Source organism: Oceaniferula marina (genome assembly GCF_013391475.1).
In the GTDB taxonomy this organism is placed as follows: Bacteria; Verrucomicrobiota; Verrucomicrobiia; order Verrucomicrobiales; family Akkermansiaceae; genus Oceaniferula; species Oceaniferula marina.
The window spans coordinates 1-17376 of sequence record NZ_JACBAZ010000017.1; the positions used below are offsets into that span (position 1 = coordinate 1).

At 54.5% G+C, this 17376-nt stretch carries 12 protein-coding genes; 9 read left to right on the plus strand and 3 right to left on the minus strand.

Going from position 1 to position 17376, the window contains the following annotated elements:
- Positions 1 to 697 precede the first annotated feature (697 nt).
- Together HW115_RS18450 and HW115_RS18455 are read right to left on the minus strand one after the other, a co-directional pair.
- The gene (locus tag HW115_RS18450; RefSeq protein ID WP_178934890.1) at positions 698 to 2536 is read right to left on the minus strand and encodes a sodium:solute symporter family protein; all 1839 of its coding nucleotides are present in this window, start codon (positions 2534 to 2536) and stop codon (positions 698 to 700) included.
- A 1-nt stretch (position 2537) separates the two neighbouring features.
- Positions 2538 to 2822 carry a DUF4212 domain-containing protein gene (locus HW115_RS18455; protein WP_227021665.1) on the minus strand — a complete coding sequence of 95 codons (285 nt, stop codon included), beginning with the start codon at positions 2820 to 2822 and terminating at the stop codon, positions 2538 to 2540.
- A 253-nt stretch (positions 2823 to 3075) separates the two neighbouring features.
- On the opposite strand from HW115_RS18455, the gene hemH reads away from it, so the two are divergent.
- The 7 genes from hemH to HW115_RS18490 all read left to right on the plus strand — a co-directional run bounded on the left by hemH (position 3076) and on the right by HW115_RS18490 (position 13340).
- The gene (gene hemH, locus HW115_RS18460) at positions 3076 to 4110 is read left to right on the plus strand and encodes a ferrochelatase (RefSeq protein WP_178934892.1); all 1035 of its coding nucleotides are present in this window, start codon (positions 3076 to 3078) and stop codon (positions 4108 to 4110) included.
- Complete coding sequence (locus tag HW115_RS18465; RefSeq protein WP_178934895.1) at positions 4080 to 4730, plus strand: acyl carrier protein phosphodiesterase; 651 nt, start codon at positions 4080 to 4082, stop codon at positions 4728 to 4730. Before hemH ends, HW115_RS18465 begins: the two co-directional genes overlap by 31 nt.
- Positions 4731 to 4844: 114 nt before the next feature.
- Entirely contained in the window at positions 4845 to 8132 is a 3288-nt protein-coding gene (locus HW115_RS18470; protein ID WP_178934897.1) for a DUF1800 family protein, read from the plus strand.
- Between the two features lie 2 nt (positions 8133 to 8134).
- Positions 8135 to 9697, plus strand: a complete 1563-nt coding sequence (locus HW115_RS18475) for a DUF1501 domain-containing protein (protein WP_227021666.1) — start codon at positions 8135 to 8137, stop codon at positions 9695 to 9697.
- Between the two features lie 17 nt (positions 9698 to 9714).
- Positions 9715 to 10227: a hypothetical protein gene (locus HW115_RS18480; protein ID WP_178934899.1), complete on the plus strand. Its 513-nt coding sequence runs from the start codon at positions 9715 to 9717 to the stop codon at positions 10225 to 10227.
- Between the two features lie 86 nt (positions 10228 to 10313).
- Positions 10314 to 11825, plus strand: a complete 1512-nt coding sequence (locus tag HW115_RS18485) for a S1C family serine protease (protein WP_178934901.1) — start codon at positions 10314 to 10316, stop codon at positions 11823 to 11825.
- A 39-nt stretch (positions 11826 to 11864) separates the two neighbouring features.
- Positions 11865 to 13340, plus strand: coding sequence for a S1C family serine protease (locus HW115_RS18490; RefSeq protein WP_178934902.1), 1476 nt, complete (start codon positions 11865 to 11867; stop codon positions 13338 to 13340).
- Positions 13341 to 13788: 448 nt separating this feature from the next.
- Here HW115_RS18490 and HW115_RS18495 read toward each other — a convergent pair whose 3' ends face one another.
- Positions 13789 to 15660, minus strand: a complete 1872-nt coding sequence (locus tag HW115_RS18495; protein WP_178934905.1) for a GNAT family N-acetyltransferase — start codon at positions 15658 to 15660, stop codon at positions 13789 to 13791.
- A 223-nt stretch (positions 15661 to 15883) separates the two neighbouring features.
- On the opposite strand from HW115_RS18495, the gene HW115_RS18500 reads away from it, so the two are divergent.
- Entirely contained in the window at positions 15884 to 16774 is an 891-nt protein-coding gene (locus HW115_RS18500; protein WP_178934907.1) for a DUF58 domain-containing protein, read from the plus strand.
- Between the two features lie 26 nt (positions 16775 to 16800).
- Entirely contained in the window at positions 16801 to 17343 is a 543-nt protein-coding gene (locus HW115_RS18505; protein ID WP_178934909.1) for a DUF4381 family protein, read from the plus strand.
- Positions 17344 to 17376: the final 33 nt, after the last annotated feature.

Sequence of the window (17376 nt, forward strand, 5' to 3'; positions counted from 1 at the left end):
AGAATCAAACTCTCCGTATAAATGACCGATTATTCATCGGATCCTTTTAAACAGTTATAGGCTTTGTATCTATTCCTGTATCTCCATCACTGAAGAACACAGGACGTAATTACGTTTACCAAATTGACAAGTAGTAAAGACTGAAGCCGAAGCTCCATTCCCTCTACATATTCTGCGCACCGGTTAAAACCGACACACAGCGCACAATTCAATCTTCCCCCTTCCTTCCTGTCTGAACCGTCCGGCAATCACTCCACATGCAGGCTTGGCACCATACTTGCTTCATCGCTCTCACCGCCTTTCAGGCAGGACCAACATTGTAAAAGAACTCGTAACGCGGAGATAAAAAAACCGATCGGAATCTGCTCTCTCAAGCTTGCTACTCTCGTAGTGTTCCCGATCGACTTACTGTCTCTCGCGTGCCCTCCCTTCGGAGCGGCGGGCGGAACCTACTCAAAATTTCATTTTCCGCAAGATCTTTCTGCATCAAATTACAACTTTTTTACCACCCCCTTCACAACCCCCTGATTTACAAGGGAAAGACCAAATCATTTTTTTGATCATCCACGACCAAAAACGCACCAATCTGACCCAGCGATCATTCAAAATGCAAATTTGGCCTTTTGGAGACCAAAAATCGCGCCGGAAACCCGACGCGATTCGAAGACTTTTTTACGACTTAATTCCAATGACTTTCTTAGTGGGACACCGGAGGAGGGACATCCTCCCCACCATCCTCGGAAACGGGAACCCGGATACCATCCACCATGGCCTGAATATCCGCAGGGGGCGCCGGCGTGAAGACACAAACCAATGAGGCCACAGCAAAATTGATCAACATCCCAATACAACCGATCCCCTCCGGAGAAATCCCCCAGAGGTAATGCTCCGTTTTACCTCCAAGGAATTGGAAGTAGACAATATAGCTAATCGTGAAGGTAATCCCACAAATCATCCCTGCGATGGCACCCTCCCGGTTCATACGCTTGGAAAAGATCCCCATCAACAAGGTTGGGAAAAAGGATGACGCGGCGAGACCGAAGGCAAAGGCCACCGTTTTCGCAATAAAGGCTGACGGAGGGTTGATACCAAAATACGTCGCTACAGCCAGAGCGGCAAAGGATGCCATACGCGCGTATCGCACCTCGTCCTTATCACTTAAATCGGGATTTACGATGCGCTTCATCAAGTCGTGGGATATCGATGTCGAGAGAACCAAAAGCAAACCGGCTGCGGTTGAAAGTGCGGCGGCAATACAACCAGCCATTAACAAGGCAATCACCCAAGGAGGCAATCCAGCCATGTGCGGATTTGCCATGACCATAATATCATTTCCAAACCAGAGCTCGTTCGGGTTCGACATATCCGCCTTACTGGCGAGCAGACGCTGCCCATGCGGGCCCACTTGCTGATCCTTCGGAGCATCATACTGCGGATACACCGGAGATTTCCCCTGGAACACCGCATTGCGCTGGGCCTCGGATTTGCCGGGACCAAAGTATTGGATTTTCCCGTCACCATTTTTATCCACCCACGCCATCTGCCCGGTTTTTTCAAACTCCTTAAACCAACCTGGCGCCTCGACATACGCCGTCTGATGTAACTTCTGAATCAAATTGACCCGGGAGAACGCTCCGATCGTCGGCGCCGTCAAATAAATCACCGCAATAAACGCCAAGGTCCAACAAGCAGACTTCCTCACGGCCACCACATTCTTCACCGTGAAAAAACGAACAATCACATGAGGCAGGCCAGCCGTGCCACACATCAAAGCCGCGGTGATACAAAACATATTCACCGTCGACATTTTCCCAGAAGTGTATTCTTGAAAACCAAGCTTCGTATTGATCTGGTTCAATTTTTCCAAAAAGGGCACATGCTCGCCCCCTACGGTATAATCACCGATCAGCCCAAGCTGGGGAACCAGATTATTGGTCAGGGCAATCGCAATGAAAATGGCGGGGATGGTATAAGCAAATGCCATCACACAGTACTGGGCAACCTGGGTGTAGGTAATCCCCTTCATCCCTCCCAGACCTGCGTAGAAAAAGACAATCGCCGCTCCACTCATCACCCCGGCCGGGATACCAATACCAAACAACTGGGAAAAGACGACCCCGACGCCCCGCATCTGCCCCATGATATAAGTCATACAAATAAAAATCGCGCAAACGACGGCCACACCACGGGCCACTCTGGAATAATAGCGGTCACCGACAAAATCAGGCACGGTAGCCTTTCCGAATTTTCGAAGAAAGGGAACCATCAGCACAGTTAACAAAACGAAGCCTCCCGTCCACCCCATCAAAAAACGGGACGCATCGTAGCCGGTGATGGCCACAGTGCCGGCCATCGAGATAAAGGTTGCGGCAGACATCCAATCGGCAGCGGTAGCCATACCATTGGCAAAAGGCGAAACGCCCCCTCCTGCCGTATAATACTCCTTGGTCGACGCCGCCCGGGATTTGACGGCAATACCAATATAAAGAGCAAACGAAATTCCGATAAAGATAAAGTTCCAGTGATCTTGGGTCATCTTACTTCTCCTTGTTGGTGAATCCGTATTTGGCGTCCAGCTTGTTCATCATCACGCTGTAAACGATGAGAATCACAACAAAGCCAATAATAGAACCCTGCTGGGCCATCCAAAAACCAAAGGGCGCATGCCCCACTGGGGGAAAATGAATATCCAACCAGTCGCGCCACAAAATGCCGCAACCGAAGCTAACCGAAAACCAAATGGCCAGATTGATCCCCAACCCATACAAATTCCTCTTCCAATACTGAGATCCCGACTGGGACGAGCTATTTTTATTCATCATGATCCGCTCATCCTATACACACCCGTTCACCATGGAAATCTCGAAATCTCCATCATGACACAAAGCTCACTCGAAGGGAGGAAACAAGAACCCGCGATACTGACACGGCAGGCATCGGACAGAGTTTGATTATCCGTGGACAATTAAGCATTTCCCGTTAAAGTGCAGCGACTCCTCACCCGAGCTCCTTTCTTTGTGTTTCACAGCACTCCAAATCCAGACTCTCAGCTATTCTTTTTCCAGACATTTTCCCATGACCAAAGCCGCAGCCCTCTTACTCAATCTCGGATCTCCTGACAGCACCAGCGTCCCGGATGTCCGCCGCTACTTGGACGAATTTCTCAGCGACGAACGCGTGCTCGACATCCCCGCGTGGAAACGCAAGCTCATCCTCAAACTCTTCATCCTCCCAAAACGTCCGGCCGAATCCGCGGAAGCCTATTCCGAGGTCTGGACCGAGGAAGGCTCCCCTCTGATCGTCACCAGTAAAGAACAACAAAAGCTGGTATCCGAACAAGTCGACATCCCCGTGTTCCTTGGCATGCGCTATGGCAACCCCTCAACTGAGGACATTATCCGCCAAATCGTCAACGAAGGGGTGACCGACCTCTTCATCATGCCCCTCTACCCCCACTACGCAATGTCCAGCTACGAAACCGCCGTGGTCAAAGCCATGGAGGAAATCAACAGCCAGGCACCTCACATGAGAACCAAGCTGCTGCAACCGTTCTATCAGGACCCCGACTACATTGAGGCTCTGGTTGAAAGCGCCAAGCCGCACTTCGAAGACGACGACGATCTGCTGCTGTTCAGCTACCACGGCATCCCCGAGCGGCAGGTGCGGAAGTCCGACCCCTCACACGCCCACTGCCTGGTGCGGGAGGATTGCTGCGAAAACGCCCACCCCTGCCACGCCACCTGCTACAAACACCAGTGCCTGGCAACCACCAAGGCCTTTATTGAAGCTTCGGGTGTCCCTCAGGAAAAAACCGCCATCTCTTTCCAGTCCCGGCTCCTGCGCGACCCTTGGCTCGGGCCCTACACCGACTTCGAACTCAAGCGTTTCGGTCAGGAAGGCGTTAAAAAAATCAAGGTCATGTGTCCGGCCTTTGTCTCCGACTGCCTCGAAACCATCGAAGAGATCGGCATGCGCGGGGTAGAAGAATTCACCGAAGCCGGAGGGGAGTCCCTCAGCTTGATCCCCTGCATGAACGATCATCCATCCTGGATCAAGTTCCTCAGCACGCGCATCCAGCAATGGCAGCAAACGCTCGCCTCCACCAGCTAAGCGAACGACCCCCAGCCTACTTGAATTTTCTCGCTCACCTCCTCCTTGCCGACGACTCGGCAGCATCCCGCATCGGCAACCTGCTGGGGGACTTCGCTCGTGGCCCCATCGAACAACACTGCGCGAGCTTCCCCAAAGAGGTTGTCCGAGGCATTCAGATGCACCGTTTCATCGATGGCTTTACAGATTCGCACCCTGCCTTTCTCCGCTGCAGGCGTATGATTCACCCCGAGCGAAGACGCTTTGCCGGTATTATGGTGGATCTTTTTTGGGACCACTTTCTCAGTATCCATTGGAAAGACTACCATGCTTCCCCTCTCGAAACCTTTTGCCAACAGATCTATTCAGAAATGGAAGATCACCCCGAGTGGCTAGCTGGCCGGCTGGGTAAGATGTTTCCCATCATGAAAAGGGAAAACTGGCTGATGCGCTACTCCACGCTGGAGGGTATGGCATTAACTTTGGAAGAGGTTTCTCATCGAAGCCCCCGCATTCGTCCCATAGCCAAAGGCATGGAGGACCTGACCTCAAACTATGAAGCCCTGGACTCCCAGTTCCAAGTATTCATGCCGGAACTGCTCGCCTTTGTTCATCGCTGGAAAATCAACAATCCAGCCTGAGCACACGGTCGGCCCCGCTCAAAAACGGCACATCGCGAGCAAGAGATCGATTATCTCATTGTCATTCTCTGGATTTGAGAGAGAATGGGGATTCGATTCTTTTACAAAATCCCTATGCTCCAGCGTATCTCCATCCGGTCCACTGTGCTTTGCAGCGCCTGCCCCCTCGCCTTGGCTTCCGCCGCAGACGCCCTGATTGATCTCAACAGTAATGGCATTTGCGACATCTGGGAGCACCGCTACCAAGCCTCTTCATTGGTCGACACTCCGGAAAACCGAGCCAGCGACAGCGATGGAGACGGCCAATCCAACCAGGACGAGTCGATGGCGGGAACCGACCCGAGAGATCCCGAGTCCGTGCACCAGATCAGCGATCTACTGCAAAGCGGCAGCAATATTCTCATTACCAGCCCGACCCAAGCAGGAAAGACCTACCAAATTTATTCCTCTACCAACCTCCTGGAGTGGACACCTCAAGGTTCAGCCACTCTGGCAGATGGAGAGAGGCTCGACACCATCCTCAACAATCAGGACGATGAGCACACCTTCTACCGGATGGTTGCCATTGATACCGACACGGATCTCGATGGCATCCCCGACTGGGCAGAGCGACAGCTGAGTGGTTTTGATCCAGAACGGGCGGATTCCTTTGCCCAAGGATCCGGCCTCACGGACCGGGATCTTTTACTCGCCCAGCTGACTGCGATTCAGAACGGGGAAATCACCCTCAGCGCGAGCACAGACACGGCTTTTGAAAAGGAAAACACAAGCGCGGCTTTCACTCTGAACCGCAGTGGCGACACAAGCTTTCCGCTTACTCTGTTTTTCCACTGGAGTGGCCACAGCAATCCATCGAAGGGTTCCGCTTCTGCCTCCGATTTCACCGCTAAAAACAATAGCGGAGAAATCCTGACGCGTAGCATCACCATCCCGGCTGGAGCCTCCAGCACGGACCTCATCATCCATCCCAACTCCGATTTTTTAACCGAAGTCCCCGAAACCCTGACCTGCACTCTGGGCAACACCTCCATCAATGCTTCCATCCGAATTTGTGATGCCACAAATATCCCAAGCAACGCCACGCTCTTTGTAGCCCAACTCGCTCCCACCCCGGACATCAACAGCTCGGCAAGCGGCCTGGCCACCATTCTGGTCCAGGGAGATAACGAAATCGGATCCATCAACCTGAGCTTCAGCGGCCTCACCTCTCCGCAACCCAACGTTGATGCTGCCCATGTGCATCTGAAAAACCCGATCAACGGCCCCCACTTCGAAACCCTCGACAAAGGACAAATCGATGCCCACCCATGGAGCTTCGCCGCCCGGCACTTCCTGACATCAGATCAGGCCGTGCTGGATGCCCTGCACAACAGCCGCTTCTATATCAACGTTCATACCGAAAACTTCCCAAGTGGTGAAATCCGGGGAGATTTCCACCGGACCAACGGCTCGTTCACGTTGCTTCCCCCACCAACACCACCAGCCGTCACCCCACTCACAGGAGACGCACTCGACCGTGACATCGCACGCTTCCTCACTCAATCCACCTTCGGCCCCACCACCGAGCTGGTCACCGAACTCCGAAACCGGGTGATCAATGACCACGGAGGGGACCGAATCGCAGCCTTTTCCGCTTGGATCGACCAACAAATAGCGATGGAGTCCCCCTCACTGCTCCACCTTGTCGAATCGGCAGACAAACTTCAGATCGCGATCTACACCGGTGACCCCGAAGCCGAATACTACGACCCCGATTACGAGCCCAGCGATTCGAATCGGCGCCGAGGGTGGTGGCAACTGGCCCTTTACGCTCCCGATCAATTGCGTCAGCGCGCAGCCTTTGCCCTTTCCGAGATCTTTGTCACATCATCCGCCGACGGCGTGGTTGATGACCGCCACCTTGGACACTCGCATTACTACGACGCACTGAAGAACCACGCCTTCGGATCCTACCAAAACCTACTCAAAGAAGTCTCCATCCATCCCATCATGGGTTACTACCTCTCACACCTGAGAAATCGAAAAGCCATCTACGACGGTGAGGGAAACATCCTCGTCGCACCGGATGAAAACTACGCACGGGAAATCATGCAGTTATTTTCCATCGGTTTGCTGGAGCTCCACCTCGACGGCTCGGCAAAACTTGACCCACACACCGGGCTTCCCATTGCAACCTACGACCAATCCGACATCAAGGAAATGGCCAGAGTCTTCACCGGTTGGAGTTTTTCCATGGCCTATGATGCGGCCACCGATAGCGAGCTGCCAAACGACAGCATCAACCGGAGCAATGGTGGCACTGAGCACCAAACCCGCTGGCTCCACCCAATGAAAGTCATCCCCGATTACCATGATACCGGCAGTAAGTTCATCCTAGGCCAAACGATCAACAGCAACGAGACCAACACCGGAGAGCAAGACCTGGATGCCGTTGTCAGCCTACTCAGCCAGCACCCGAACACCGCCCCCTTCATCAGCCGTCGACTCATCCAACGACTGGTGACATCCAATCCTTCCGCTGGTTACATCCACCGGGTGTCCACCGTTTGGAACAACAGCAGTGGCAACCTCGGAGCCGTCATCAAAGCCATCCTGCTCGACTACGAAGCCCGCTCGCTCCAAGCCGCAGATTCCGCTAGTTTCGGCAAGAAAAAAGAACCGCTCATCCATGCCGTTGCTCTCGCCCGTGCCACAGAAAGCCAGACCAAACTCCCACTCAACGAGCTGGACAACCACGGCTATTCCGACACCCACCTCTTCCCTCCCGGAACGTCCCGTCCGAGAATGAACAGCACCAACGAGACGCTCGGGCAGACCCCGCTCGAGGCCCCCAGCGTGTTCAACTGGTTCCTACCCGATTTCACCCTCACTGGCAACCTCGCCACCAATGGTCTTGTGGCACCGGAATTTCAAATCAGCACCGAAAACATGACCATCGCCAATATCAACGTGAGCTACGATCTCACCTATACAGGAAATGGCATCGGCGGATCCAGACTCCCAAACCAAGCTGACAGTGAAGACCACTACCTCATCCCCGACCGCTCGTTGGAATCTCAAGCAGCCAAAGCCTATCTCGCTATCATGGATGAAAACCAAGACGGCAAAGTGAGCTCCGCTGACAGCAATACCTTCGACAACCCGGAAAAAATTCGTGAAGCCTGCACCGCCCTCACCGACCACCTCGACCTCCTGCTCTGCTCCGGATCACTGAAACATACGTTTGCGGGTTCCAGCGATGCCAACAACCCAAGGGACATCATCATCGAGACCTTGGTCAATTACAGCAAATCCAAAGACGATAACGATAATGATGCCGACCAACTCTACGTGCTCGAACGCCGGATCAAAGTTGCCTCGTATCTCATCGCCACCAGCCCCCAATCGATCATCCAGAAGTAGTCATGAAAAAACATCAGAAAGAACATCTGCAATCCCGGCGCGATTTCCTGAGGCAATCTGCCTGTGCCTCGCTCGGAGTCACCGGATTGGTCAACATGCTGGCCCATATGCGCCTGATGACAGCAGCCATGGCCCAAGGGAGCTCTCCGGCGGGCGGATACAAAGCACTGGTCTGCGTTTTTCTCAATGGTGGCAACGACTCGAACAACATGCTTTTACCCATCGGAGATCCTGCCAGCGACGAACTCCGCTCAGACTACGAAACCGCACGTGGCGTGCTCGCTCTGGACCGAACCAACTGCCACGCCTTAAACATCCCCGCCACCACTAAGGCATTCAAAAAACATTTTGGAGCCAGCATCCCAGCCATGGGCGTCCACCCCGAAGCCCAACCACTTGCCGAACTTTTTAATAATGGGGAGCTCGCCTTTGTCTGCAATGCCGGCACCCTTTCCTACCCCATTGCCACCAGGGAAGAGTATCGCAACGACCTCGTGCCCGTGCCCCCGCAACTCTTCTCCCACTCCGACCAACAAGTGCAATGGCAGTCGTCAATCCCCGACAAACCATTCACCTCCGGCTGGGGCGGCCGCATTGCCGACCTGATCCACGCCTCTTACAATACCGGATCCAAAGTCTCCATGTCCGTTTCGCTCGACGGCATGAATTCCTTTCAAATCGGAACCAGCGGAGCCGTCACCCAGTATGCCGTCACACGCTCAGGCGCATTGAGCTTGCAAGGGTTCGGCACCAACTACGCCAGCGCTTACCTCGACCCCACCAACCCGGCCGCCGGATACAAAACCTCGGACACGGGCCAACGCTTGAAGGCACTCGAACGGGTGATGCAGCTCACCCACGACAACCTGCTCGAAGAAGAATACGCCAAGGTCTACGCCCGAGCTCGGGGAGCCGAAAGCGTGATCACAGCCGCCACCACCGCAGCAGCCGCTACCGGGGTGGATTTTGATGCCAAATTTGCCAGCGCCGATTCACGCCTCGGAGACCAATTAAAAATGGTGGCCCAGCTCATCGCCGGACGAAGCACCCTCGGAAACAACCGCCAAATCTTCTTTGTCCAAGTCGGCGGCTATGACACCCACCAGGTGCACCTCAACTCACATGGCAACCTGATGGCTGAGCTGGCCAACGCCCTGAAAGCCTTCCGTGACACTCTGGCAGATCCAGCCATTGCGGTCTTTGATGATGTCACCACCTTCACCGCTTCCGATTTCAGCCGGACCTTCACCCCGAATGGTGAAGATGCCGCGACCTCCGGCTCCGACCACGCCTGGGGCGGACACTGCATCACCATGGGGGGAAGCGTGAACGGCGGCGACCTCTACGGCCATTTCAATCCTTTGAAAACAGGCAGCAACAGCGGATCTTTCGACTCCAGCAGCTCCCGAGGCCGCTGGATACCGGACACCTCCGTTGACCAATACGCCGCCGTTTTTGCCAATTGGTTGGGTGTCGGCAGCAGCGAACTGGAAACCATCTTTCCCAATCTCCCCCGCTTTGATGACCCGCTGAGCAGCTCCAATGCCAACCTCGGATTTCTCTAACTCGAACAGGCCTCATCATGCGCTCCAGCCATCGCTACCTGATCGCAGCCCTCGCTCTCACCGTGGCCATGCTCTACCTGCTGCCACGCCTGGGCCAGACTCCCGATGCCGGGGGGGGGAATACGCAAGCTCGACCGGATAAGCAGACACCGCGGCCTCAATCTCCGACGAAAAATCAATCGATCACCGAGGTCTATGACCGGGAGCTCATTGACCAACTCCACAGTTCGGACGGAGATGCGTCTTCGAAAATCAACAGCCTACATAAACTCGTCCTCCAATACCAGCAACTCCTGGGGCAAGCTCCGGTCGGAGAAAACGAGGAAATCACCAAAGCTCTATCCGGGAAAAACGTAAAAGGCATTGCCCTCCTACCAGCAAAACACCCGTCGATCAACCGAGAGGGAGAGTTAATCGACCACTGGGGAACCCCCTATTTTTTCCACGCCATCAGCCGGACGGTCATGGAAATTCGCTCAGCAGGCCCCGACCGCAAACTCCACACCTCAGACGACCTGATTCTCCCCTGATCTCAAATCGAAAATGGGACAGCACAAATCCCCCGGGATCACACATTTCCGCTTCCATTGTGATAAAATGCGCCTAGTTTCTCCGCATGATTAAGCCCATTGGCCTGTTCGGCATTTCCCTCCTATCATTGTCCGCCCTTGCCCACCTACCCCTTTCGGCCCAAGAGGTCAACCCACTGGCTCCCTTGCCCGCCGCTCCGGCCGCCAACCAGCAAGACCACCAAATCTACGGCTCCATCGTCAGAATCGAAGCCGCCACCCAGGTCCCCAACTACCGTGAACCATGGAAAGCCGGCCGCTTCAGCGGAGGAATCGGCACCGGGTTCCTGATCGGCCCCAATCGTTTTTTAACCAACGCCCATGTAGTATCCAACGCCCGCCGCCTGCTGATCACCAAACATGGATCCCCACGCAAGCACCCGGCACGCATCGTCCACATCGCCCACGACTGCGATCTCGCCCTGCTTGAGGTCGACGACCCCACTGCCTTTGTCGGACTCCAAACCTTGCAAATCGGAGCCGTGCCAAAACTTGAAAGCCAAGTGCGTGTCATCGGCTATCCCGTTGGAGGCAACCGCATATCCGTCACTCGCGGCGTTGTTTCCCGGATCGATTTTAATGCCTACAGCCACACTCGATCCGATATGCACCTCGTCGTTCAGATCGATGCTGCGATCAACCCGGGCAACTCCGGAGGGCCAGTGCTGCAAAACGGCCACGTCGTCGGTGTCGCCTTTCAAGGACTGCGCTCTGCTGACAACACCGGCTACATGATCCCGACACCTGTCATCCGCCGCTTCCTCAAAGACATCGAAGATGGTCAATATGACCACTATGTCGATCTCGGAATCAGCGAGTTCCCACTGTTCAACCCGGCAATGCGTAAAAAATTCGGGCTCAAACAAAATGACCCCGGGGTGCTGGTCGCCCGCGTCACTCCGGAAGGCCCATGTGACGGAGTGGTCAAAGACAACGACATCCTCACCGCCATCAATGGCAACACCGTGGATGCCGCCGGCAACATCCTCATCGACGGTGAAAAGGTAAACATGAACGAAATCGTCGAGCGGAAATTCTCAGGCGACACCATCAAACTCGACCTGATTCGGGAGGGCAAAGTCGTCCAGACCCAGGTGACGTTGAAACCCTTCCCCCAGGCTCGTATGTACTCGGTCCAATACGGAGTCAAACCGCGCTTTACCACCTTTGCGGGTCTGGTTCTGCAACCCCTCGACCGCAACCTCTACGCAGCCCACAGCTTCAGTAACACCCGCGTGCGTAGGCTTTTTGCCCATTACATTGATGAGGCCATCTTCAAAGAGCGCAAAGACATCGTCATCCTGACCCGCATCCTTGCCGATCCCGTCAACACCCACGTCAGCGGCCACACCGGCACCGCAGTGGAATCGATCAACGGAGAGAAAATCACCTCGCTCCAACAAGCACACGAACTGTTGCATCCTGAAACTCCCCCTGAGTTTTTTGTGATCAAATGCGAAGGGCTCGAGCGCCCCATCGTCATCCCTGGCGACAAAGCGGCCGAAGCCAGCCGACGCACCCAGTCCAATTACGGCATCAACACCAGCCACAAGCTCTAATTATCTCTCCGAACTTTCACTCTTTTGCCCGTTCTTTCCATGAAATTTTTACTCACTGCCCTCACCTGCCTGACCCTCACCGGATACCTATCCGCACAAGACAATACGGACTCAGCGGTATCCAAATCCGTCATCAGGGTCAATGCCACCATCCAATCCTGGAACCCCTCCCAGCCATGGGATAAATCGGCACCAGGTAAACGGCGGGCTCTCGGAGCCCTACTCAGTGGCAACCGCGTGCTCACCACCGCCGAAATGGCTGCGGACGCCTCCTATATCGAACTGGAAAATGCCGACAGCACCCGGACACTTCCAGCCAAAGTCGTGGCCATTGACTACGAAACCAACCTTGCCCTACTCTCGCCCGACAACGGCGACACCGAAGGGTTTTTCCAAGGACTCAGCCCACTCAGTCTGGGGACGCCGGCGAAAATTGGCGATCAGGTCGACGTCTGGCAGTTGGAAGACAATGGCATGCCACTGGTCACCCAAGCCACCATTCAGAGCGTGGATGTGGTCTCCAGTTTTGCCGAAGGGAACTTTTTTCTAACCTATGAAGCCAAAGGCTCGATGCAAAGTGCCTCCAGTAGCTTCACCCTGCCGGTTGTCCGTGACGGCAAACTTCTCGGCCTGCTTTCCAGCTACAATTCCAAAGACCAGATCATCGACATCATGACCCCGGAGATCATTTCGGCCTTTCTCGCTGATGCTGAAGACGGGAAATACATCGGTGTTCCCTCGTTAGGAATCGGAGTAAGCAGCACGGTGGACCCGAATTTCCGTAATTGGCTGAAATTGCCGGACGACGTTGGGGGCCTCTACGTCACCCGCATCAGGAATAAAAGTGCAGCCGAAGCTGCAGGCTTGAAAAAAGGAGACGTGCTGGTCGCCATTAACGAACATGCCATCGGCCGCCGCGGCTACTACAGCCACCCGAACTACGGCCGGGTTTTCTGGAGCCACCTCGTCCGCGGCAGCCACGCCGTGGGAGAAACCATCCAACTCACGGTCTTGCGTGAAGGGAAAGAAAAACAGCTCACCGCCACCCTGACCCGAGCCAGCAAACGTCTCGTACCATCGCTCACCTACGATCAAGCACCTAAATTTCTCGTCAAGGGAGGTTTCATCTTTCAGGAACTATCCGCCACTTACCTGCGCGCCTTTGGCAAAGAATGGCAGAGCTCGGCACCTCTCAACCTCCTCGATGTGCTTTCGTCCCCCGAAGATTATGAAGAAGGACGCAATACGCTGGTCTTCCTGAGCGCCACCATCCCCACCCCCGCAACAACCGGATACGAACGTATCAGCAACCAGATCATCGGCAAAATCAATGGCCAGCCGATCGCCGATATCGCCAGCCTGATCAAAGCCTTCCAACAACCGGGGAAAGACGGCCTCCATACCATTGAATTTGATGACGGCCATCCGAAAACCATCTATCTGGATGCTGCCACATCCGATACCATCGATGCCGAGCTCCTCAAACGTGGCATCCCCAGGCTCTCTCGACAGTAATACCATTTGATCAGTTAAATTGGCTGAATGGCACTGAAGGTTTTCGATTTTAACTAGGCGCAAGGAAGGCGCATAGCGGGCTATGCAACCGACGCGCAACAACGGTAAAATCTAAAAGATTCAGTGCCCCCTTGCCGTTCAGCTTGCTGACTGACTCATCATCTTAAACCCAAACCATTCTGCCAATTTAACTGGGAGAATGGTATCATACCAAGTAGCAAAACAGACGGGACGATTGCCGAGATGAATGAGTTCTTTGGCAAGGCGCGACGAAGGAATGGTGCGGGCACCATGACTAAGGAGAAACAAAGCCAAAGGAGTCATTCATCCGGAACTCTCATGGATCACGCAGTGCTCTTCCAAATACCTCAACAATGATCAATCGTCTCGTCTGTTTTACGGAGTGGTATCATACCCATGTTGAGTTGGTATCAGCTCCGTCTGCTGGTCATTTTTTACTCTGGCTTGCTTTCTTATCGAGCAGCTTGACCAGCTGGTCCACACTCATTGTGTATTCATCGCTGTCCTCGCCGAAGTAGGCCTCACGCTCCGCTCCGTACTTGAGGAAAAGCGCAGCCATCGGCTTGTTGCGTTTGAGCACGGAAGCCCAGAATGTTTTCAACCCACGCTTCTGCGCGACCATCGCCAACTCTCCCAACAAAAACTTGGACATCCCCAGACGTCGCACCTTTTCTCCCACCATGAATGCCACCTCGGCGGACTTGCCGGAAGGGTCCTGATAGAATCGGCCAATCGCCTCGATCTCCTGCCGTTGCCCTTTTTCCTCGAACAGGGCAAAGGCCAGATCCACAGACTGATCCACCGAGCTCAACTTGTAGGCTGCTTCATCACTCATCCGGTCTTTATGATGACCATATCGCATATTCACCGTCTCCTCCGTATGCGAATAGAAAAACTGCTGTAGCGAGCGGGTGTCACTCGGATGGAGGGGTCGGAAAGTAAACTCACGACCTTTGAAACTCACTTTTCGTGATTCAATCGCTTCCGTCCGTTCGGCCACGCCCTTTGGGGTGACATTATAAAACTTCGGTATCCACCCCCACTTGTGGGCGTCTCGCAACAATTTTTCCCGCTGGTCCGGGTGAGCCACCTCCACCATGTTCAGTACCCTCTCCCGGATACTTTTGCCCCGCAGGCGGGCAATCCCGTACTCCGTCACCACGTAGTGCACATCGCCACGGCCGGTATTCACGCCACTGCCCGGTTTGAAACCGGAAACAATTCTCGAGCTCTTGCCGTCGTCAGACATCGAGGTCAACACAATCAATGGCCGCCCCCCCTTACTGCGCGCAGCCCCCCGGATGAAATCCTGAGTGCTCCCCATCCCACCATAAAACCTGTGCCCACGCGAATCCCGAACCACCTGCCCGGTCAAATCCACCTCGTAGGCACCGTGAATCGCCACCATGTGGTCGTTCTTCCCAATCCGGGCCACATCACCGACCCAATCGGAGGGCCGCATTTCAAACATCTCATTCTGATCCGCAAAATCATACAACTTCTGACTGCCGATGAAGTGAGAACAAACCACCTTACCCGCATGGTAACGTTTGCGAGAGTTATCCACGGCACCACACTCGATAAGCTCCCGCATCGGATCGGAAAACAAACCAGTGTGAATCCCCAGATGCCGATGGTTCTTTAAGGCCGCCAATACAATCTGGGGCGTATTCCCCAAGCCTGCCTGAATCGTCGAACCGTCCTCCACCAACTGGGCCGCATACTGGGCTGCAATCAATTGGGCCTCTCTGGGTTTCGCCCAATCCACCGTCGGGAGATCTCGTGTTTCTTCAAGCGTATAGTGGATTCGACGCATGGGGATTCGGGCATCCCCGCCAGTTCTCGGCATGGCCGGGTTGATCTGGGCTACCACCGTGCGTGCAGCCTTCACTGCCGACTTCACCACATCCACACTCACCCCCAAGGACACATAACCATCAGCGTCAGGCGGACTGACTTGAATCAGAGCCACGTCCACTGGTAACAAATGCCCGCCAAACAACGACGGAACATCCGACAACGGGCAAGGCGTGTAATCAGCTCTGCCAGCGGCCACCGCCTTCTGAATCGACGGCGTTAAAAAAAACGTATTCGTCCGCAAGGTATCGTCATATCGTTTGGCGATCCATGGCATCTCACCGATGGTATGAATATGGGTCAACTCCACATCGTGGAACGAGGACACCGAAGCCAACATCGATTCCACCAGTGCAAAAGGAACCGCAGCGCCGGAACCAATGAACACCCGGCTGCCCGGTTTAACAATCGTTGTCCACGCCTCTGGTGTCAGTTGTTTCACACCTGCATACTGCCACAATTCAAGATCGGATGCAAAACACGAATCACCAATCAGCACGCATTCCTTGCTAGCCTGCGTCCAAATACTCCAGCCTGTGAAAAAACTCCCTCATTCCTCTTATATTTTTCCCTTCCACAACGTTTCACCTACCAGCCTCACCGATTGACAAAGCTCGATTCCAACAGCATTCTGCTTTCGTTCACTGCCGACTATCCACACTCTCATGACTCCCGACTCCATTGATGAAATCATGCGCCGCGTCCACCGGCTCGAAATCAAGGCTCGTCGGCTCGCCAGAGAGTCCTTCAGCGGGGAGTATCACTCGTCATTCAAAGGCAGTGGCCTGGACTTTGAAGACTACCGTGAGTATCAACACGGTGATGAAACCCGCTTCATCGATTGGAACGTCACCGCCAGAAAAGACCACCCCTACATCCGAACCTTCAGAGAGGAGCGGGAACTCGCCATGATCCTCGCCGTGGACGTTTCCGCATCCACCCTCTACGGAAGCCAACAACTCAGCAAACGGGAACTCGCGGCCGAACTTGCGGCCGTGCTCGCCTTCAGCGCCAATATCAACGGAGACAAAACCGGGCTCCTGCTCTTCGCCGACGCCCCCCTACTCTACCTGCCTCCAGCGAAAGGAAGCCGCCACATCCTTCGGATGGTCCGCGAAATCTTGGCAGCCGATCCCGAATCCCCGGGAACCGACATCCCAAAGGCTTGCGATTTTCTCCTGCACACCGTCAAACGCCGGGCCCTTGTTTTCCTCATCTCCGATTTCTTCTGCCACGACCTTCAGCGACCACTCGGGGCCCTGGCCAGTAAACATGATACCATCGCCCTGCGAGTCACCGACCCCATGGAGCAACGCCTGCCCAAAGTAGGCAAAGTCACTCTGACCGACCCCGAAACCGGCTGGCAAACCACCGTCAACACCAACAACGCCAACGTGCGCATGGGCTTCGATAAACTCACCCGCAGACATCAGGAGGGCATCACCAACCTGTTCCGAAAAAAAGGCATCGACCACCTCCAACTCAGCACCCACACCGACTACCTCCCCCAACTTCATCAACTGTTCAAAAACCGGACCCGCCGGCGCAACAGCTGACACCCTAACCACCAGCTCAAACTTTTTTGGCCGATTTCCACGACATCACCGAACCGAACGACTTCTTCCCGGAGACTGAAACTCCGTGGTGGCTCATCAGCCTCGTCATCCTTGCCTGCATCATCTTCACGGGCTTACTCATCCAGTTCATTCGTCAAAGAAAACAACACAAACTCAAAGCCACGATGCTGGATCGGGCCAGGGAACAACTGGCAAAGCTCAGAGAAGAGGCTCCAAACCTCCCGCCACACGGCGTGGCCCTTCACCTATCATTGATCCTACGCCGCTATCTGGCAGCAGCCTTTCACGACCCGGCACTCTTTGAAACCAATGAGGAGTTCTCCCTGAGGGACTCCGCACTGGAACAAGTTCACCCGGATTCACGGGAACCGGTGACCCTCTATCTCCACGAGCTCTCCCAAATCAAATACATCCCCGAAAGTCAGGCGGATATCCCCAATCTCATCGATCAAGCCGACCAACTCATCGCCAGCATTGAAATCAACGTCGGCGACCCCGACGATAAACAACGCCAGCAAAACAAACACCGTCACCGCTCAAATCTCTAAGCGACACAAATAGCCAATCACCAAGCATCAACA